Source organism: Ruegeria sp. HU-ET01832 (assembly GCF_040371315.1).
GTDB classification, from domain to species: Bacteria; Pseudomonadota; Alphaproteobacteria; order Rhodobacterales; family Rhodobacteraceae; genus Ruegeria; species Ruegeria lacuscaerulensis_A.
Map to the genome: position 1 here is coordinate 281,903 of NZ_BAABWL010000003.1, position 19,603 is coordinate 301,505.

At 57.1% G+C, this 19,603-nt stretch carries 16 protein-coding genes and 1 pseudogene; 10 read left to right on the forward strand and 7 right to left on the reverse strand.

What is annotated here, in order from left to right; translation table 11 throughout:
* Positions 1-71: 71 nt before the first annotated feature.
* The 4 genes from fabI to ABWV79_RS11275 are packed head-to-tail and all read left to right on the forward strand — an operon-like array spanning position 72 to position 5,861.
* Positions 72-872: an enoyl-ACP reductase FabI gene (gene fabI / locus ABWV79_RS11260; protein WP_502949859.1), complete on the forward strand. Its 801-nt coding sequence runs from the start codon at positions 72-74 to the stop codon at positions 870-872.
* An 11-nt stretch (positions 873-883) separates the two neighbouring features.
* A complete protein-coding gene (locus tag ABWV79_RS11265; protein ID WP_353391996.1) occupies positions 884-3,298 on the forward strand; it encodes a DUF3141 domain-containing protein in 2,415 nt (804 codons plus the stop codon).
* Between the two features lie 6 nt (positions 3,299-3,304).
* Positions 3,305-4,699, forward strand: a complete 1,395-nt coding sequence (locus tag ABWV79_RS11270) for a bifunctional enoyl-CoA hydratase/phosphate acetyltransferase (RefSeq protein WP_353391998.1) — start codon at positions 3,305-3,307, stop codon at positions 4,697-4,699.
* A complete protein-coding gene (locus ABWV79_RS11275) occupies positions 4,692-5,861 on the forward strand; it encodes an acetate/propionate family kinase (protein WP_353391999.1) in 1,170 nt (389 codons plus the stop codon). The genes ABWV79_RS11270 and ABWV79_RS11275 overlap by 8 nt, the downstream gene beginning before the upstream one ends.
* Here the strand turns inward: ABWV79_RS11275 and ABWV79_RS11280 are convergent, their stop codons facing one another.
* The 7 genes and pseudogenes from ABWV79_RS11280 to ABWV79_RS11310 all read right to left on the reverse strand — a co-directional run bounded on the left by ABWV79_RS11280 (position 5,862) and on the right by ABWV79_RS11310 (position 11,686).
* On the reverse strand, positions 5,862-6,332 hold the full coding sequence (locus ABWV79_RS11280; protein ID WP_353392001.1) for a phage holin family protein: 471 nt from the start codon (positions 6,330-6,332) through the stop codon (positions 5,862-5,864).
* A 10-nt stretch (positions 6,333-6,342) separates the two neighbouring features.
* The gene (locus ABWV79_RS11285; RefSeq protein ID WP_170355134.1) at positions 6,343-6,588 is read right to left on the reverse strand and encodes a hypothetical protein; all 246 of its coding nucleotides are present in this window, start codon (positions 6,586-6,588) and stop codon (positions 6,343-6,345) included.
* A 96-nt stretch (positions 6,589-6,684) separates the two neighbouring features.
* The gene (locus ABWV79_RS11290; protein WP_209196269.1) at positions 6,685-7,350 is read right to left on the reverse strand and encodes a D-lyxose/D-mannose family sugar isomerase; all 666 of its coding nucleotides are present in this window, start codon (positions 7,348-7,350) and stop codon (positions 6,685-6,687) included.
* A gap of 15 nt (positions 7,351-7,365) precedes the next feature.
* Entirely contained in the window at positions 7,366-8,292 is a 927-nt protein-coding gene (locus ABWV79_RS11295) for a carbohydrate kinase family protein (RefSeq protein ID WP_353392005.1), read from the reverse strand.
* Positions 8,293-8,318: 26 nt separating this feature from the next.
* Entirely contained in the window at positions 8,319-9,308 is a 990-nt protein-coding gene (locus ABWV79_RS11300) for a glucokinase (RefSeq protein WP_353392386.1), read from the reverse strand.
* A 42-nt stretch (positions 9,309-9,350) separates the two neighbouring features.
* A pseudogene (locus ABWV79_RS11305) lies at positions 9,351-10,652 on the reverse strand (GH1 family beta-glucosidase); the annotation flags it as partial.
* A 2-nt stretch (positions 10,653-10,654) separates the two neighbouring features.
* Positions 10,655-11,686 carry a LacI family DNA-binding transcriptional regulator gene (locus ABWV79_RS11310; RefSeq protein WP_353392007.1) on the reverse strand — a complete coding sequence of 344 codons (1,032 nt, stop codon included), beginning with the start codon at positions 11,684-11,686 and terminating at the stop codon, positions 10,655-10,657.
* 215 nt (positions 11,687-11,901) lie between these two features.
* Here ABWV79_RS11310 and ABWV79_RS11315 point away from each other — a divergent pair, with 215 nt between their 5' ends.
* The 6 genes from ABWV79_RS11315 (at position 11,902) to ABWV79_RS11340 (ending at position 19,590) form a co-directional block, all read left to right on the forward strand.
* The gene (locus tag ABWV79_RS11315; RefSeq protein ID WP_353392009.1) at positions 11,902-13,170 is read left to right on the forward strand and encodes an ABC transporter substrate-binding protein; all 1,269 of its coding nucleotides are present in this window, start codon (positions 11,902-11,904) and stop codon (positions 13,168-13,170) included.
* Between the two features lie 63 nt (positions 13,171-13,233).
* A complete protein-coding gene (locus tag ABWV79_RS11320; RefSeq protein ID WP_353392011.1) occupies positions 13,234-14,241 on the forward strand; it encodes a carbohydrate ABC transporter permease in 1,008 nt (335 codons plus the stop codon).
* Positions 14,242-14,245: 4 nt separating this feature from the next.
* On the forward strand, positions 14,246-15,394 hold the full coding sequence (locus ABWV79_RS11325) for a carbohydrate ABC transporter permease (protein WP_353392013.1): 1,149 nt from the start codon (positions 14,246-14,248) through the stop codon (positions 15,392-15,394).
* A gap of 9 nt (positions 15,395-15,403) precedes the next feature.
* A complete protein-coding gene (locus ABWV79_RS11330) occupies positions 15,404-17,059 on the forward strand; it encodes an alpha-glucosidase (RefSeq protein ID WP_353392015.1) in 1,656 nt (551 codons plus the stop codon).
* A 3-nt stretch (positions 17,060-17,062) separates the two neighbouring features.
* Positions 17,063-18,151, forward strand: a complete 1,089-nt coding sequence (locus ABWV79_RS11335; RefSeq protein ID WP_170355125.1) for an ABC transporter ATP-binding protein — start codon at positions 17,063-17,065, stop codon at positions 18,149-18,151.
* Between the two features lie 314 nt (positions 18,152-18,465).
* Positions 18,466-19,590: an extracellular solute-binding protein gene (locus ABWV79_RS11340; protein WP_170355124.1), complete on the forward strand. Its 1,125-nt coding sequence runs from the start codon at positions 18,466-18,468 to the stop codon at positions 19,588-19,590.
* Positions 19,591-19,603: the final 13 nt, after the last annotated feature.

A 19,603-nucleotide genomic window follows, 5' to 3' on the forward strand; every position in this document is an offset into this window, starting at 1 on the left:
GGCGCTGCGGCATGGGCGGTTTTGGACGCTATGCCGTAGCGTAAACTTTGTGGTTTTGGGTGGAATCGCCTATGCTGCAGCGCAGAAAAAACGAGGGGATCGGCACCATGTTCCGCCTGGATGGAACGAAAGCGCTGGTTATTGGCGTGGCCAATGATCAGTCGATTGCCTGGGGTTGTGCCCGCGCCCTGCATGCGCAGGGGGCCGAGGTCGCATTGACCTATCTCAATGACAAGGCCGAACTGCATGTGCGAGGCCTCGCGGATCAGGTCGGGGCAAAAATCGTTATGCCGCTGGATGTCCGAAAACCAGACCAGACGCAGGCGCTGTTTGATGAGATTGGCGCGCGGTGGGGTCGGCTGGATACACTGGTGCATTCGATCGCGTTTGCTCCGCGTGATGATTTGCATGGTCGCGTTGTGGACAGCTCGGCCGAGGGGTTTGCATTGGCCATGGATATCTCGGTCCATTCTTTTTTGCGTATGATCCGTCTGTCAGAACCATTGATGGATCGTGGCGGCACCTGCATGACGGTCTCGTTTCTGGGTGCCAGCCGGGTCGTTGAAAATTACAGTATCATGGGCCCGGTCAAAGCGGCGCTTGAAGCTGCTGTTCGATATTCTGCTGCGGAGCTGGGGCCAAAGGGTATCTCGGTTCACGCATTGTCGCCTGGCCCGTTACAAACACGGGCTGCCTCTGGGCTGGCTGAATTCGATGCCCTGCTGTCAGATGCCGCCGCCCGAGCACCCACGCACCATTTGGCGACGATCGAGGATGTCGGTGCCTATGCCGCTTTTCTTGCCAGTCGCGAAGCATTCAACGTCACCGGTGGGGTCCATCCCATCGACGGCGGATACAGTATCGTCGGTTAAAGGATGCCCTCATGATACCGAATACACATTCCAAGTCTCTGCAGTTCGGGTCCGATATGGCCCGCGATGCAGCCGTCGCAAATGACAGAACCTATAGTGCCGTTGAAAATGCGCTGGAACAATCGCAGGTCAAATGGAACTTTTTGTCAAAGTCAGCTGCGTTGCAATCCAGTAAAATCGCGACGGATCACTCCGAGCGTACGCGAAACCTGCTTCAGGGCCTTGCAGACGCGTCTGCGCGAATTGCTGGCTCATCGTTCATTGCGAAGGATTGGGCGGATTACCTGAAGGACGCAAGCCAGCGGGTCGCTTTGACAATGGATGTGCTGCGTGAGCGCGGCGATATTTTCCTTGAACACGAAGCTGCTGGGTGCCCACCCGTATTGGTTTACGATTACGAAGTTGTGGTGGATGGCGCGCAGCTCAAGCGGCCTTGCAACTATCAGCTGTTGCAGATCGTGCCGCCTGAAGGTCTCAAAATCGACAACACCAAACGCCCGTATGTGATCATTGATCCAAGGGCGGGCCACGGTGGTGGTATAGGCGGATTTAAAACCGACAGTCAGGTCGGGGTAGCGCTATCCAAGGGGCACCCGGTTTATTTTGTCAGCTTTGGTCGTGACCCGGTGCCGGGCCAGACCCTTGCCGACGTCATGCATGCCGAGGCTGGATTTGTCAGAACGGTAAACGCCCGCCATCCCAACAGTCCTCAACCTGTTGTCATGGGTAACTGTCAGGGCGGTTGGGCCACGTTGATCATGGCGTCCTGCAACCCCGATTTGACGGGCCCGCTTGTGCTGAACGGAGCGCCGATTGCCCCTTGGTCAGGCGAAGTCGGGGAAAACCCGATGCGGTACAATGCTGGAGTTCTGGGCGGCACATGGCAGCCGATGTTTTGGTCCGATCTGGGTGCTGGCAAGTTTGACGGTGCCAATCTGGTGATGAATTTCGAACAGCTGAACCCCAGCCGGAATTACTTTGGAAAGTACTTTGATCTCTATCGTGATCCCGAAGGCGGCCGCCAGCGGTTTCTGGACTTTGAACGCTGGTGGGGTGGTTACTTCATTTTGAACGAAGCCGAAATCCACTGGATCGTCGAGCAGCTGTTTGTGGGCAATCGTTTGGTCAAGAACACGGCGCAGCTGGAGCCCGGTGTGCCAATCGACATCAAGGCAGTGAAGGGCCCGATATTTGTTTTCGCCAGCCAGGGTGACAATATCACACCGCCTCAACAGGCGCTGAACTGGATTGCCGCAACCTATACCGACGAAGAAGAAATCCGCCTGCGCGGTCAGCGGATCGTTTACATGTTGCACGACGAAGTCGGGCATCTGGGTATTTTCGTATCGTCCAAAGTCGCGCGGAAAGAGCATACCGAGCTTGCCTCGACCCTTGAAACGGTCGAAGCCATGGCGCCGGGGCTTTATGAGATGAAGATCGAAAACGTCGAGGGCGAGGGGCTCGACAAGAAATTCGAAGTCCGCTTTTTGGAGCGGACACTGAAAGATGTGGCAGCGCTGGATGACGGGCAGCAGGACGAGACCTGTTTTGCTGCTGTAGCGCATATGTCGGAAACTCAGGCAAATATCTACGAAACCTTTGGCCGCCCTTTCGTGCAATCTGCGGTTACGCCGACCACCGGTCAGGCTTTGCAAGATCTTCATCCTTTGCGGCAGCAACGTGCGTTGGCGTCTTCCGCTCAGCCTGCGATGTTGCCCGTGAAAATGGCCGCTGACTTGGCCAAGGAAAACCGCTTGGTTGCTGCGCAGGACAATCCCTTTTTGCAATTGGAGAAACTGACAGGGGACTGGATCGAGCAGATGATGGACTTGGGCCGGGACCTGCGCGATGCCTGGTACGAAGCCGCGTTCTTTTCAATGTGGGGCGGCCCGGTGGCGACGTGGTTTGGGCGAAAAAATGCGGCCCATCGAACCTTGCCAGACCCTGAAGGACTGAAGGCCCTTCCCGAAGTGCAGGCCGCTTTGGCCCATATGAAACACGGGGGCGTCGCCGAAGCTGTTGTCCGCATGTTGATCCTGCTGGCCTACAGCAATCAAAGTTTTCGCTCGGAAATATTGGATCGTTGGGCTCATGTGTTTAAACATGAGGATCCGTTCAAAGACCTGACGGTTGAACAACGTCGCCGCCTTTTGCACGAACAGACGATCATAACGACGTTTGACGAACAAGGCGCCCTCGACAGCTTGTCTGATCTATTACCCGCCGAGGAAGAGCGCAGCAAAGCTGTTGATCTGATCGAGAGGATTGTTGGAGATATTCCGCAACCTACAACCGAGCTGATAGCTATGGTTCGAGACTTGCGACAAGTGCTTGACCTGCCTGCGCCAGAGCCTAAGACAGCGGCACTTCGGACATCAAAGACTCGCAGACCAGCAAAGCGGCCTGCTGAAATCAAGCAGAGTTGATACAGAATGAAAATCCTCGAAAATCGAACGTTTTCGCAACTGGAAGTTGGCGATGAGGCGCAATTGACCCGACTGTGTACAGTCGACGACCTGTACGCGTTTGCCTCGGCATCAGGTGATCATAATCCGTTGCATCTGGCGGCTTATGATGGCGATGGCGACGGTCGGCCCGAAGCGGTCGCACCTGCGTTGTGGCCTGCGGGCCTGGTGGCGGCGGTGTTGGGAAATATTCTGCCGGGCGCAGGGACGCAGACCCGACGTGCAGATCTGAGCTTTCATGTTCCGGTCTTGGCAGGGGATGAGCTGACGGCCTTTGTTACTGTCGCGGAAAAGCTGGAAGACGGCGATCTGATCTGCACAACCGAAGTGCACCGCGTTGGGGACAATATTCTGGTCCTCAGCGGAAGTGTTCAGGTAACGCCACCCGCCCAACACATGGAGTTCGATTCGGTCGAAGTTCCGGGTCTAGTTGTTCAGCGCCATCGCCATTTCGACGCGCTGTTGGAAAAGGCGCGCCCGCTTGATCCGATGCCAACAGCGGTTGTCGCCCCCGAGGATGCCAATTCGCTTGGCGGTGCCTTGCTGGGCCATGCTAACAACATCATCACGCCCATACTTGTGGGGAACCGAGGCAAGATCGAAGCCGCTGCAGCCGAACTGGGTGCCGATTTGACAGGTATCGAGATCGTTGAAGCCGCCAGCCATGGGTTAGCTGCGCATAAGGCAGTAGACCTGGTGGTCGAAGGAAAGGCGGAAACCTTGATGAAGGGGTATCTGCATACAGACGAGCTGTTGCACGCGGTTCTGCGTCGGGAAAAGGGGCTGCGGACCGGGCGGCGACTGTCGCATGTATTCGTAATGGACGTACCGGGCATGTCGCGGCCGATCATGGTAACGGATGCCGCAGTCAATATCGCGCCTGACCTCGAGACCAAGGCGGATATCGTCCAGAACGCAATTCATCTGGCGCACTCGATTGGGATCGAAACCCCGAAAGTTGGGGTGTTGTCGGCGGTTGAAACGATAAATCCTCATATGCCCTCATCAGTAGACGCGGCGCTGCTGTCCAAGATGGCCGAACGGGGTCAGATCACAGGTGGTCTGGTCGACGGCCCTCTGGCGATGGACAACGCGGTTGACCTGAACGCGGCACGGACCAAAGGTATTACGTCCGAGGTCGGCGGCGCTGCGGATATTCTGGTCGCTCCGAATATCGAGGCCGGAAATATGGTGGCGAAACAGCTTACTTTTATCTCTCATGCCGAGGCCGCCGGCATTGTTCTAGGGGCGGCAGCGCCCATTATCCTGACGTCCCGGTCAGACGACGACGAGTCGCGCCTGGCATCTTGTGCAGTGGCAGCGCTGCACGCCAATGCAACCAAAGGCAAAATCCATGGCTAACCATGTTCTGGCGTTGAACGCCGGCTCCTCTTCGCTCAAGTTTGCGCTGTATGAACTGGTGGATGACAATCGCCCCAGTATGCGGTGGCGCGGACAGATTGAACGCTTGGGCGACGCGCCGCGTCTGCTGGCGCAATCCGCTGGTGGGCGTTCGATAGACCGGCCTTTGACCAATACTAAAAGCCATGACGAAGCAATCCACGCGTTTCTGGAACTGGCGCAGGAATATCTGCCTGACATTCATGTCCGTGCGATCGGGCATCGCGTGGTGCATGGGGGCACCGTATATTCCGAGCCTGTTCGCATCGACGACGCTGTTATTGATACTCTCAGCAGCTTTATCCCCTTTGCGCCGCTGCACCAACCATACAGCCTTGCGGGCATTCGTGCCGCCAGCGCGGCTTTCCCCAACACGACGCAGGTCGCTTGTTTCGATACCGCCTTCCATCGTACGCACCCGTGGGTCAATGACACCTTCGCGCTGCCGCAAAGCTATTATGACAAAGGTGTGCGTCGGTACGGCTTTCACGGACTTAGCTATGACTACATTACACAAAAGCTGAAAGAGATCGCACCGGGTCTTTACGATGGCCGGGTGGTTATCGCGCATTTGGGCAACGGTGCTTCGATGTGCGCGGTGTCCGGAGGGCGTGCCATTGCATCGACTATGGGGTTCTCGGCGTTGGATGGTTTGCCTATGGGGACGCGCAGCGGGCAACTGGACCCCGGTGTTGTGCTTTACATGATGCAGCAAGATGGCCTGTCTGCCGATGAAATCGCCGAAGTCCTATATCGCAAGTCAGGACTTTTGGGTCTTTCAGGTATTTCTTCGGACATGCGGACTCTGTTGGCCGCGGATACGCCCGATGCGCACAAATCCATTGACTATTACGTGTTCCGCATCCGTCGGGAGTTGGGCGCGTTGTCGGCCGCGCTGGAGGGGATTGATGCACTGGTCTTTACCGGTGGTGTTGGCGAAAACTCAGCCCCAATTCGGCAAATGGTATGTGATGGGATGCGGTGGATCGGAATTGATATGGACCACGCACGCAATGCAGATGGCGGTACAGTTCTGTCGACCGATTTCAGCCGAGTCCGAATTCTGTCGATCCCAACGAATGAAGAGATGGTGATCGCGCGGGCCGCTGCAGCGATGATGTAATCAATCTGCTTTCGTTTTGCGGTTCCGCGCGTACTTGAGCGTGGAACCCAACAGCGCACTGACGATTTCTGGCGTCAGCGCGCCTATTGGATCGCGCCGGACGCCCGAGACAACATTTCGCGCTTCGGTTAGGTTTTCTTTTATTTCAACCTCAATGTCTTGCAGGGCCATATCGCGCAGCTCGACGGCTGCGGTTGTATCCGTCGACGCAGTCATCGAGTTCGCGATCAATGCCAGCAAGACGGCGAGTACCAGATTGAGCCCGGCCAGAATAAGAGCAGCCACAGGTTTGGTCAGCGTCGCCGAAAGCCAGAAGAAACCGGCTATGTTCAGCATCACTACAGCCAGACCGATGGCAAATCCTGCCGCGGCGTAGATGCCGGTTCGTTTCGCTGCGACAGCAACCTGCCGTTGCGCAATCAGGCGTTCGGCGCGCAGGATGATCGAAATATTTCGGGAAATGCGGCTCATGCGTGGTCTCCTACCGGGAACGGCCCATCAGGTAGCCAACCGCGAAGATTCCGATGGCAAACATAATCGATTTCTTATGAGGGATATCCTCAAATTCCGTCAGCACCTCGTCAATCTGCGAGGTCCATTGATCCAGTGTGTCCGAAATCTGTTCGGTTACGCTTTCGCTTTTGGCAGGGTTTTCAGTCTGGGACCTATCTTCCAGTTGTCGACGGAGCTCCGCAACTTCTGCTTCCAACTCGGCTTTTGTTACCATCCTCGGGCCCTTTCACCGCTGACATACTATCACAGCTTTGCAGTGCGCCTGAGAATGATACCGAGTTTTTCCGTTTAGTAAAACGGACTTATGTGGCTAGTAGTCCGATACCAGCAAGAAGTCAGGCGCAACATCTTCTTCGATCGTTGCAAAACGCGGGATAGGGTCTTCGAATACATTGTCCGTGCGGTCGTCGTTAACTGTGGAGACCTCGCCGATCAAGCAGTCGCCCTTTTCCGCCCAGAAGGCGTGCCATATCCCGGGCATTAGCGTAACGCTTTCTCCCGGTTGCAGGCGCAATAGCTCTCCGGGTTTGATGGTTACAGGACAACTGTCGCTGGGGACGACGACAGGGTTGTCACGGTCAATACCGCCATCCGGGTCCGACGCATAAATCTCCATCACAAGATCGCCGCCGCCGCGGTTGATGATGTCTTCGGCCTTGATGATGTGGCGATGCATCGGCGAAAGCTGTTTGTCGCGAGACACCAACAGCTTTTCGGCATAGAGCATCCCCCGGCCTTTATTCAGATCGGTCACGTCGCCGTTGCGCAAGGTGAAAAGGAATAATCCCAGCTCATCAAACCGGCCTTGCCCGTAATCGGTGATATCCCAGCCCAAACTACGGTCTCGAATCCCTTGCGCATCATCGCTGCGCATACGGTCAGGCGACCACGTGGCGAACGGAGGCAATACAGCCCCGAAAGAGTGAATGAATGCCTCTGCTTCGGATTTGATGGAATTAATTTCAGATCGTTTCATCTGTGCCTCTTCAGCTCAAAGCTCATGCGCCCATGGTGGGTTTGCTCCGGCGCGTGATACGGTGATCGCAGCAACCTGTGCCCCTTTGATGAGGGCCGCGCCTAGCGTATCAGTTGTGAGATGGCGTACGGCTGACTTGGTCAAGTGACCGGATTTCTGCAACTCTGCAAGAACGCCCGCATTGAACGTGTCGCCAGCGCCGACCGTATCGACAACTTCTACCGGGTTGGAGGGTGTCGATATTTCTGTTCCGTCTGCCAAATAGCCCGAAGCCCCATCGCTGCCTTTCGTTACAATCAAGGCGGTAGGTCCGTCTTGTAGCAATCGCCGGGCTTTGTCAGCGGTACCTTTTTGTCCGGGAAGAATCCAATCAAGATCCTCGTCCGATACTTTTACAATATCCGACTGCGATATCATCCGGTTCAACCGCGTTCGATACCGTGACTCATCCTTGATGAAGCCCGGCCTGATATTAGGGTCCAGCATAACGGCGCGGTCAGAACCATGCCGCTCCAGAACTGAAGCGTAGGCATCAGCGCAGGGTTCGCAAGCAAGACTTATCCCGCCAAAATAAAGGGCCGTAACACCGGCCAACTGCGGCGGCATGTCTTTGGGCATCAGCATTCGGCCCGCTGTGTTTTCGTCGTTAAACGAGTAGGTCGCGTGGCCGTTTTTCAACTGTACGAATGCCAAAGTCGTTGGACGATCCGAGCGAATGACATGCGTCTGATCTACGTGGCTGTTGGTTAGGGCGTCGACAAGCTGATCGCCGAACATATCGCGGGACAAACCAGTGAGCATTCCGACCGATGCGCCCAAACGACCCAACGCGATGGCGGTATTGAAGATCGCTCCGCCTGAATGGGGGACAAAGCCCTGTGCCCCGTCGGTGATTGGGGTGGGGATCATGTCGATCAGCGCTTCACCGCAGCACAGGATCATGCCGGGACCTTTCCAGTTTGGCCGCGTCAGGCCATCCGACGCGCGAGGGCACTTTTGCAGAAATTGTTAGCGCCAACAATGCCAAATTCATCCTGTTCCGAGACATAGAGGTTCATCGACCGGCGTAGCTCACTGAACCGCCCCCCGGCGTTGAAAGCGTCGCGGAAGGCGTCCTTGAACAGCCAACGGTTCTTTTCGGCCACGCCGCCCACCAGAAAAACGCCGCCCGCTGGCATCATGGTCACAGCCATATCGCCCATGACGGCCCCCAGATGAGTGGTGAACATATGGGCCGCGCGTACCGCATGAGGGTTGGTTTGGGCCAGCGCGTCTTGCAGGATATCCTTTGCAGGCCGGGTTTCCGCACTGGTTTGACCGGCTGCGAGTTGGATGGCTTGGTAGAGGATGGGCAGGCCGGTGCCGCTCAGGAACATCTCGGCTTCAAGGGTTAGCGAGTCGTCAAAGAAACACTCGGGCGCGACCTCGCGGGCGGCGCGAAACACTTCGACCTCGTCAGCGTGGCGCGGGGATAGGCCCACATGGCCGCCTTCGCCGGATACTGTATGATAGTGTCCCTCGGAATAGAGCAACGACCCCACCCCTAGGCCGGTGCCCGGCCCAACGACCAAGCGGGTGCCGACCGGTGGGGTTTCCGCACCCTGCAAGACCTCGACGTCACCGGCACCGATTTCGGCCACAGACCACGCCGCTGCGGTGAAATCATTGATCACAAAAGTATGTTGCGCGCCAGTCGCGCGTCCGATGTCATCCTCGGACAAATCAAGCTGCGCGTTGGTCAGGCGGATCGTACCATCCCGCACCGGGCCCGCCCCGGCGGCGACAACCGCGCGGGGGTCGGTGCCAATCTCGTCGCGCAGGCTGTGAAACGCCTCAAGCAGTTGCGGCAGTTGACCCGTCGGATATTTGCGCAGATCGGTGAGCTTTCCGTTTGAGATAACGCCCAAACGGGTGTTGGTCCCGCCGATATCAGCCACCAGATTCCAGTGTTCATGCATGGCTCCGGCGGGTTGTGCCAGGGGGACGGAGACTTGTGCACCGGCGAGGGCAGTTTTCACCGCCTCAAAGGACGCTTTGGGCGTCCGCTCCATTGTGTCGAAATCCACATCAACCAGACCAAAGCGTTTTTCGTAGCCCAAGGCCCATTCGTAATTGTCCAGAAGCGACCAGACAAAATAGCCTTTGACGGGCACATCCTGATCCAACGCGTCTTTCACAGCGGCCCAATGCTGGTTGAGGTAGTCGATCCGGTCCTTATCTTGCTGGCGCTCAGAGCTGGCCATGCCATTTTCGGTCACATAGATCGGCAGATCGCCGGTATATTCCCGCGCGGCCCGGGTCAGGAAACGTGTCAGGGCGGAAGGTTCAATCTCCCACCCCATTTGCGTTTTGGGCAGGGGGCCGGGAACCTCTTGCAGGCCGGGCCAGGCGGTGTCGGCGGGCGCGACCAGTTTGCGGGTGTAGTAGTTCAGTCCGCACCAGTCGACCGGCGCGCCGATCGTGTCGAAATCATCCTGCCAGCCGGTTGGCAGATAGGGTTCCAGCCCGTCCAGAACATTTTGAGGATAGGCTCTGTTGAACACGCCGCCCAAAAAGAACCGGTTGTAGATACCGTCATAGAGGTCAGCGGCCTTGCGCGCCTCGGCGCTGTCATCGGCGGGTTCGGCCCATTCCAGATTGAACACCGCGCCCAGATTGGACATGCCCAGACCGCGCATCGCCTCGATCGCACGGCCATGCGCCAGCAGAACATGATGCATCGCGCGGGCCGTCGCGCGGATGTCACGCAGGCCGGGGGCGTGGTGGCCGTCGAAATGGCTCAGCCAGCTGACGCACCAGGGCTCATTGATGGGGGCAACACTGAACATCCGGTCGCCGATGCGGCCCATGATGACCTCGGTGAAATCGGCGAACCATCCGGCAATATCCCGGTTGCGCCACCCGCCCAGATCCGCCAGCTGCGAGGGCAGTTCCCAATGATAGAGCGTCGCACAGGGGCGAATACCGCGTTCCAGTAGCGCATCGGTCAGCCGGTCGTAATAGTCCAACCCGGCTTCGTTAACCTGACCGCGTCCTTCTGGCAAAACCCGTGCCCAACTGGTTGAAAAGCGATAGCAATCAAACCCCGCTTCGCGCACCAGATCAAAGTCCTGATCGAAACGGTTGAGGTGATCGCAGGCGAGGTCTCCGTTTTCGCCGCGCACCACGTTGCCGGGCGTGTTCGCAAACGTGTCCCAATGGGTCTGACCTGCGCCACCCTGCGCGTGGCCTTCGATCTGATAGGCAGAGGTTGCGACACCAAAGAGGAAATCTTTGGGGAAATCAGCACGGGTATATTTCATGTTCAGAACCTGTCAGGAGCGGGGCCGGTCGAGCCGCCAACTACCAGTTCGGCCTCCAGCAATCTAGTTTTAACCGGGTCGTCCGGTGTTTTGATCCGGTCAATCAGCATTTCGGCGGCGATCTCCCCAGCCTGCCTGACCGAGGATCGCGTTGCAGTAAAGATCGGTACGTCCTGTCCATTCTTGAGATAGGAAAGGTCGTCATCATGCGCGATGACCGATACATCGCGACCCATTTTCAGCCCAGCCTCATTCAAGGCGCGCCGCACCCCAATGGCAGAAATCATTGACGAGACCAATATGGCCGTCGGGGGGTTATCCAGTTGCAGCATGTCGCGGGCTTCGTGATGGCCGTAAACCTCGGTCATCTCGGCGCTGCGCATCAGGGCGGGTTCGGGCGTCAGATCGGCTTCTTGCAGAGCCTGCAGATATCCTTCGCGGCGACGTTGGGCGAAATCCATATCCTCTAACCCATTGATCAGCGCGATACGTCTATGCCCCAGATCAATCAGAAATCGGGTCGCCCTCAGGAATGAGCTTTTGTTGTTCACATCGACCCAGTCATACGGCACCTCGATCCCGGTCGAGCGGCCATGGACGATGAACGGAACCGCCATGCGGGTCAAAACCTCGATCCGGTGTTCGTTGACCTTGGGGCCTTGCAGAACGACCCCGTCGACAGCGCCGCGTTGGAACAAGTCCCGATAGGTGCGTTCGATCGAGGTATCGTCGGCATTGGTGAACATCATGTCATAGCCATGCGCGCCATAGGTCCGAGCGGCCCCCGCTACAAAATCCCCAAAGATCGGGTTCACCATTTCATGTTGCGCTGAGCTGGGAATCACATGCCCGATCACCATAGAACGCCCCGTGGCCAGCCCTTTGGCGCGGCTGTTCGGACGGTAGCCGTGTTCGGTCGCCGCAGCCTGAACCCGCTCTCGCGTGGCTTCGTTCACCTCGGGGTATCCGTTCAGCGCGCGACTGACCGTTGTCTGCGAAAGACCAAGGATTTCTGAGAGCTGCTTTAGGTTCATTTAGTTTCAAAGCGCCTTCAAATTGGTGGCAAAACTGTTGTGAATGGGTTTTCCTATTGGGTCAACTTGTTTCTACATACCGTGTGTTTTATTAATTTTTTGGCGAATTTCAAACCCAATATTGACAGAACTTGAATGTTAGCGGATAAAACCCGTCATTCAAAGCGCTTTGAAAATTGAGTCTCACGGGCGCGACAGAGTTGGGAGGAGAATTCATGAAACACTCGCTTTACGCAGGCGCGGCAACGTTCGCCCTGATGGCGGGCGCGGCGCATGCCGACAAGGTCACGGTGTTTGGCCCCTGGTTGGGGCCGGATCAGGAAAATGTCGAAAAGGTGCTGGACGGCTTTGCTGCCGCGACCGGGCATGAGTACGCCTATGTCGGCTCGGATAGTTTCGAACAGCAGATCCGCATCGATGCGGAAGCAGGATCTGCCCCTAACGTTGCGGTGTTCCCGCAGCCCGGTCTGGCGGCGGATATGGCCAAATCCGGCTTTCTGACGCCTTTGGCAGATGGCACATCCGATTGGATTCGCGACAATTACGCTGCGGGTCAATCCTGGGTCGATCTGGGGACTTACGCAGGTCCGGACGGCGCAGACAATCTTTACGGATTTTTCTACAAGGTCGATGTAAAATCGCTGGTCTGGTATGTTCCCGAGAACTTCGAAGACGCCGGGTACGAAGTGCCGACCACGATGGAAGAACTCAAAGCTTTGACGGACCAGATCGTGGCGGACGGCGAGACGCCTTGGTGCATCGGTCTGGGGTCTGGCGGAGCGACCGGCTGGCCCGCGACCGACTGGGTCGAGGACATGATGCTGCGCACACAATCGCCCGCGGATTATGACGCCTGGGTCGCAAATGAGATGAAGTTCAATGACCCAAAGGTCATCGCGGCCATCGAAGAATTCGGAGCCTTCGCCCGCAATGACGACTATGTCGCTGGTGGGGCAGGGGCCGTAGCCACAACCGATTTCCGCGACAGTCCCAAAGGCATGTTCAGCTCTCCGCCGCAATGCTATCTGCACCGTCAGGCATCGTTCATTCCGGCTTTCTTCCCGGAAGGCACGGTCGTGGGTGAGGACGCGGACTTCTTCTACTTCCCGGCCTATGAAAGCAAGAACTTGGGCAGCCCGGTTCTGGGTGCGGGCACGCTTTGGGCGATCACCAATGACAGCCCAGGCGCTCATGCTTTGATCGAGTATCTGCAGACCCCCGAAGCGCACGAGACCTGGATGCAGCTAACCGGGTTCCTGACACCGCATAAGGGTGTTGATACCTCGCTGTTCTCGGACCCGACGTTGAAGAAGATGAACGACATCCTTCTGGGTGCGACCACTTTCCGGTTTGACGGGTCTGACCTAATGCCCGGCGGTGTTGGCGCAGGGACGTTCTGGACCGGCATGGTCGACTATGCTGGCGGGGCCTCGGCGGAAGAGGTTGCCAACGAAATCCAATCCTCCTGGGACGCGCTGGACTAAGCGTTCCTGATCGGGCAACCCGCCAGTTCGGGTTGCCTGCCACCGTCGCAAGGGAGACGCGGCATGCATCCGGCATTACAGGGCCTGCTGACCATCGCCATCGGCGTGTCAGGGTGTGTGGGCTATTTCTACCTCTCCAACCAATTTCTGGACAAAGTGCTGTTCCCGGCGCGCGGCCCGAATGCAGGACGCAATATCAACCGCGCCAACATGATCCGCCCGTGGCTGTTCCTGTTCCCGGCGTTGGCGGCGTTGGGCCTGTATCTGGCCTATCCGGTGGTCGAAACGCTGCGCTTGTCCCTTACGGATCGGGTACCCGGTGGGGGCTATGAATGGGTGGGCCTGGAAAACTACATCCAGATGGCGAATGAGCCCAAATTCTGGGAAGCCATGCGCAACAACATGTTCTGGTTGATCATCGTGCCGGCGATGTCCACCGCTTTGGGTCTTTTGGTTGCGCAACTGACCGACCGCATTCGTTGGGGCAATATCGCCAAGTCGCTGATCTTCATGCCGATGGCGATTTCTTTTGTGGGTGCATCGGTGATCTGGAAGCTGGTCTATGACACTCGCCCGGCCGAACAGGATCAGATCGGGATGCTGAACGCGCTTTACATTTTCTTTGGCTGGACCGAGCCGCAAACTTGGCTGACTATCCCGTTCTGGAACAGTTTCTTCCTGATGGTCGTCCTGATCTGGATACAAACCGGTTTTGCCATGGTGATCCTGTCCGCGGCCTTGCGTGGCATCCCCGAAGAAACCGTCGAGGCCGCCATTCTGGACGGCGCCAACCCGTTCCAGATTTTCTTCCGTATCAAGGTGCCGCAGATCAAGACCACAATCCTGGTCGTATGGACCACGATCACCATCACCGTGCTCAAGGTCTTTGACATCGTCTTTGCCATGACCAACGGCCAGTGGGAGACACAGGTTCTGGCCAACTACATGTATGACAAGCTGTTCCGCGCCAATGACTGGGGTGTGGGGTCGGCCTCGGCCATGGTGATCATGCTGCTGGTCACTCCGATCCTTATCTGGAACGTGCGCAACGCGCGCAAAGAGATGGAGTGAGGCCATGAGCGATATTGCAGGAACCAAACCGGCGCTGCGCTGGGTCGTCCATGCCTCGGTCATATTTCTGGTCGTGCTTTGGGTGGTGCCAACACTTGGGCTGTTGATCTCGTCTTTTCGCACGGCGGATCAGATTGCCACAAGCGGCTGGTGGAAATCTCTCTTCCCGTCTGAACAGAACCTGACTTTGCGGTCCGCCGCGCCGGACACACAGGTGCTGGAAAACGGGATTTACGTGATCGAGGGTAATCTGTTCGACTCGGGCACGACGGCTACGATCTCTCAATGGGGTGTCAGCTCTCGGGCTGTGGATGCGTTTGATCCGGGTGACACTGCTGAGCTGCGTCGGGGTGGTACGATCACCGTGGACGCGCAAGGCAACTACAGGATGGAGAATTCGGAAGAATTCACCGGCAGCCGAGGTGCCCGTGTGTTCGTGACCGCAGAATTGCCGCCCGAGTTCACGTTGGCCAATTACCACAAGGTTTTGTTGGCCGAAGATTCCTCTGACAGCATGGGGCGGGCGTTCTTCAATACTTTGACTGTGACCATCCCGGCGACAATCATTCCGATCTTGGTGGCCGCCTTTGCGGCCTATGCGTTGGCGTGGATGGATTTCCCCGGCCGTGCCCTGCTGATTGCTGCCGTAGTTGGATTGTTGGTGGTGCCGTTGCAACTGGCGCTGATCCCACTCTTGAAATTCCACCTCAATATCGGGATCGGGAAAGGATATCTTGGGGTTTGGATGGCCCATACCGGGTTCGGGATGCCGCTGGCAATCTACCTGCTGCGCAACTACATGGCTGGCCTTCCCCGAGACCTTATCGAAAACGCGCGGGTCGACGGAGCGACCGAGTTCCAGATCTTCACCAAACTGATCCTTCCGCTGAGTTTCCCGGCGCTGGCCTCTTTCGCGATCTTCCAGTTCCTGTGGACTTGGAATGATCTGCTGGTCGCCAAGGTCTTTTTGATCGACGCGTCGGGTCAGACCACCGTCATGACCAACCAAATTGTCGAGTTGCTGGGCACGCGGGGCGGCAACTGGGAAATTCTGGCCACGGCGGCGTTCGTGTCGATCGCCGTACCGCTGATCGTTTTCTTCGCAATGCAAAAATATCTGGTCCGGGGCTTGCTGGCCGGATCCGTCAAATAGAGGCTTCTGATGAACGTGCAGAACACTGTGAACACAACCAAGGTAACCCAAGCAGCGTCCGATTGGTGGCGCGGCGGTGTGATCTATCAGATCTATCCCCGCAGCTTTCAGGACAGCAACGGCGACGGAATTGGCGACCTGAAAGGGATTACTCAGCGTCTGGGCTATATCGCCTCGCTTGGGGTCGATGCGATCTGGATATCACCGTTCTTCAAATCTCCGATGAAGGATTTCGGTTATGATGTCAGCGATTACCGCGATGTCGATCCGATGTTCGGAACGATGGCTGATTTCAAAGAGCTTCTGGATCGGGCGCATGGGCTTGAGCTGAAAGTGATGATTGACCTTGTATTGTCGCACACCTCGGATCAGCACCCGTGGTTCAGTGAGAGCAGGTCCAACCGCGAAAACGAAAAGTCCGATTGGTATGTCTGGGCGGACCCGAAACCGGACGGAACGCCGCCAAACAACTGGTTGTCAATCTTCGGAGGCTCGGCCTGGCAGTGGGACTCGCGGCGGTTGCAGTATTATCTGCACAACTTCCTGACTTCGCAGCCCGACTTGAATTTCCATTGCCCGGCGGTTCAGGACGCCTTGCTGGATGTGGCCCGGTTCTGGCTGGATTTGGGTGTCGATGGGTTCCGGCTGGATACGATCAACTTCTACTTCCACGACAAGCAGCTGCGCGACAACCCCGGCCTGCCGATGGATCAGCGCAACGCCTCGATTGCGCCGATGGTGAACCCCTATAACCATCAAGATCACCTTTTCTCCAAAAGCCAGCCTGAGAATATCGCCTTCCTCGAACGGTTGCGTGCGTTGACCGACGAATATGAAGGCCGCGCTTGTCTGGGTGAGGTCGGCGACGCGCAGCGCGGGCTTGAGATCATGGGCGAATACACCACCGGCGATAAACGGATGCACACGTGCTACGCCTTCGAGTTTCTGGAAAAACGCGCATTGACTGCGTCTTACGCCAAACAGGTTTTCGATCAGTTAGAGGACAAGGCCGGTGATGCGTGGCCTTGCTGGGCCTTCTCGAACCACGACGTTCAGCGACACGCGACACGTTGGGGATTAAGCGACGAGGCCGTTCGACAGCACGCGGTGCTGATGATGTGCCTTCGCGGCTCTGCCTGCCTGTATCAGGGTGAGGAACTGGGCCTGCCCGAGGCCGATGTGGCATTCGAAGACCTGCAAGATCCCTACGGCATCGAGTTCTGGCCAGAATTCAAAGGCCGCGACGGATGCCGCACGCCGATGGTCTGGGCCGCGCAGGACGAGCAATCGGGATTTAGCGCCGGTCGTCCTTGGCTGCCCGTCAGCCCGCTGCAAGCCGAGCGCGCGGTAGACAGGCTGGAACAGGACCCGAACTCGATGCTGCGCCACTATCGTCGCGCAATTGCGCTGCGGCATGCGCATCCGGCACTGATGTCCGGGGAGCAGATGCAGATGACCCAAATCGGTCCTGTTCTGACTTTTCTGCGCGACGCGCCGACCGAGCAGGTTTTCTGCGCCTTCAACCTGGGCTCGGACCCGGCTGAGGTCACTCTGCCGGACGGAAAATGGCACATAATCGGGGAGGAGTTGGGCAGCGTCGACGGGGAAGGGGCATTGTCCCTCGACGCTGCGCAATTCTGTCTGCTGGCGCGGGACAAGGGGTAGGTTATGTCTGAACTCAAACTCACGGACGTGGCCAAGACATATGGTCATGTGGATGTTCTGAAGAACATCAATCTGGACATTGACCGGGGCGAGCTGATCGTTTTCGTCGGCCCTTCGGGCTGCGGTAAGTCCACCTTGCTACGTATGATTGCAGGGCTGGAGAAGATCTCGGGCGGGACGCTTGAGATCGAAGGGCAGGTGATGAACGATGTGCCCCCGGCGCAGCGCGGCATTGCGATGGTGTTCCAAAGCTATGCGCTTTATCCCCACATGACCGTGCGCGAGAATATGGCCTTTGCCCTCAAGATCGCCAAAATGCCTGCGGCGGATGTGGATGCCGCTGTCGAACGCGCCGCGCGTATACTTCAGCTTGAACCGTTTCTGGACCGTTTGCCCAAGGCTCTGTCCGGGGGGCAGCGTCAGCGGGTTGCCATTGGGCGGGCCATTGTGCGCGATCCCAAGGTCTATCTGTTCGACGAACCGCTTTCGAACCTCGACGCGGCCCTGCGTGTTGCGACGCGCATTGAAATTGCGCGCCTGAAAGAGGCGATGCCCGACAGCACAATGATCTACGTGACCCACGATCAAGTTGAGGCCATGACACTGGCCACTCGGATTGTTGTTCTGGCCAACAAGGGTATCGCACAGGTTGGTACTCCGTTGGAGTTGTATGAAACACCCGACAATGAGTTTGTCGCGCAGTTCATAGGCTCTCCGGCGATGAACCTGTTGCCAGGTGTCATCGTGCAAACTGGTTCCGAGACGGTGGTTGATCTGGATTCAGGCGGAACGGTTACAAGCAGTATCGCGACCCAAGAGCAAGACATTGGCAAGCAGGTCAATGTTGGCATCCGGCCCGAAGACTTTGTACCCACCGATGAAAACCCTGCGTTCGAAGGCGTTGTCGATTTCACAGAAGCATTGGGCGAGGTGACTTTGCTGTATTTCGAGAGTCGTAAAGGCGCCGAAGCCGTCATTGCCAAATTGCAAGGGATTCAACGCGGCAAAAGAGGGCAAACAGTCGGAGTCTCGGCTAGCCCTGAGAAAGTTCACTTGTTCCATGATGGCAAAAGCATGCGCGCAACATCCTGATTCTTCTGGAAATCACTAAAGCACTCTCATATCTGGTTTTGCCTGCTTCACTCGACATGTAAGCGGGTCTGCTCCGTTTTGCCTCATTTATCGGCATGTGGATCAAGCGGCATATTTTTAACGTTTCTGCAATTTTGATGTTTTTCGGGCCAGAGCCGTGCATTTGCTGAATTGCGCACAGGATCGTGCAAGAGAGCAGCGCAAACTGGACCTATGAAAACTGATAACTGTCACTTTTGGACTGACAGAGGTCTCGCAAAGGTCTAGCGTGTAAACACAAAAACAAAAAACTAATGAAAACGGGAGATACAACTATGACTGAATTCAAGACCCTGTCCCGGCGGACAGTCCTGAAAGGCGCTGGTGCGGCGGCGCTGGCTGCCCCGCTTTATAGCAAAAGCGCGCTGGCCTCGTCGGGTGAAATCAACATCCTGATGTGGTCGGACTACCTGCCGCCGTCCTTCCTGCAGGAGTTTGAAACCCTGACCGGAATCAAGGTCAACTATACTGGTATTGGTTCGAACGAAGAGATCATCAACAAGATGAAGGCCACCAAAGGCCAGGGCTTTGACATCGTCTCGCCCACCAACAACCGGTCCTTGCAGTGGGAACCGCTGGAGCTGTTGCAGCCCTTCGACATGAACAAGGTGCCGATTGATCTGGTGAACCCGGCGATGGCCGCAATTGGCACGGATGCGTGGAACTTTGGCGATGCGGGCGTGCATTGGCTGCCGCATATCTGGGGCACCGAGGGCATTGCCTATCGCACCGATCTATGGCTGCCCGAAGGCGATGCGCCGTCTTATGGCGATGTATGGTCCGAGGAGAACGCGGGCAAAACCATGGGTCGCGCGCATTCGATGATGCTGGGCGCAGGTCTTTACATGGAACGTTCCGGTGAGATGGAACCGGGTTCGGTCTGGGCCGCTTATGGTGACGAAGACACCATGCGCAAGGTTTGGGGCCAGATCGCCGACTGGTGCATCGAGCGCAAGAACCGGATCAAGCTGATCTGGAATGACGCGGATACTCAGAAAAACGGTCTGCTGAACGAAGGTGTTGTGGTTGGTCAGACTTGGGACGGCCCACCGCTGGCGCTGAAATCAGCAGGCGAGCCTGTACACTACCAAGCCCCTGTCGAAGGTGCGATGGCCTGGGTTGACGGTATGTCGATTCCGACCGGTGCGACAAATATCGATCAGATCTACGCCTTCATCGACTTTGCCTATCAGGCGAAGCCGGCTGGTGTGGCGATCGACAGCCACGGCTATAACTCGCCCGTTCTGGGTGCCGATCAATATTCGGGCGACACCTACAAGAAGAACTTTGCCGAGGCTTATCCGGGCGACTCGCTGGCCAACCTCAACCCGTGGCCGGCTGAGGCACCGTGGTACGCCGAAACCCGGACTGAGTTCGTCAACAAGTTCAAAAGCGCCTGATCGCTTTGAAACG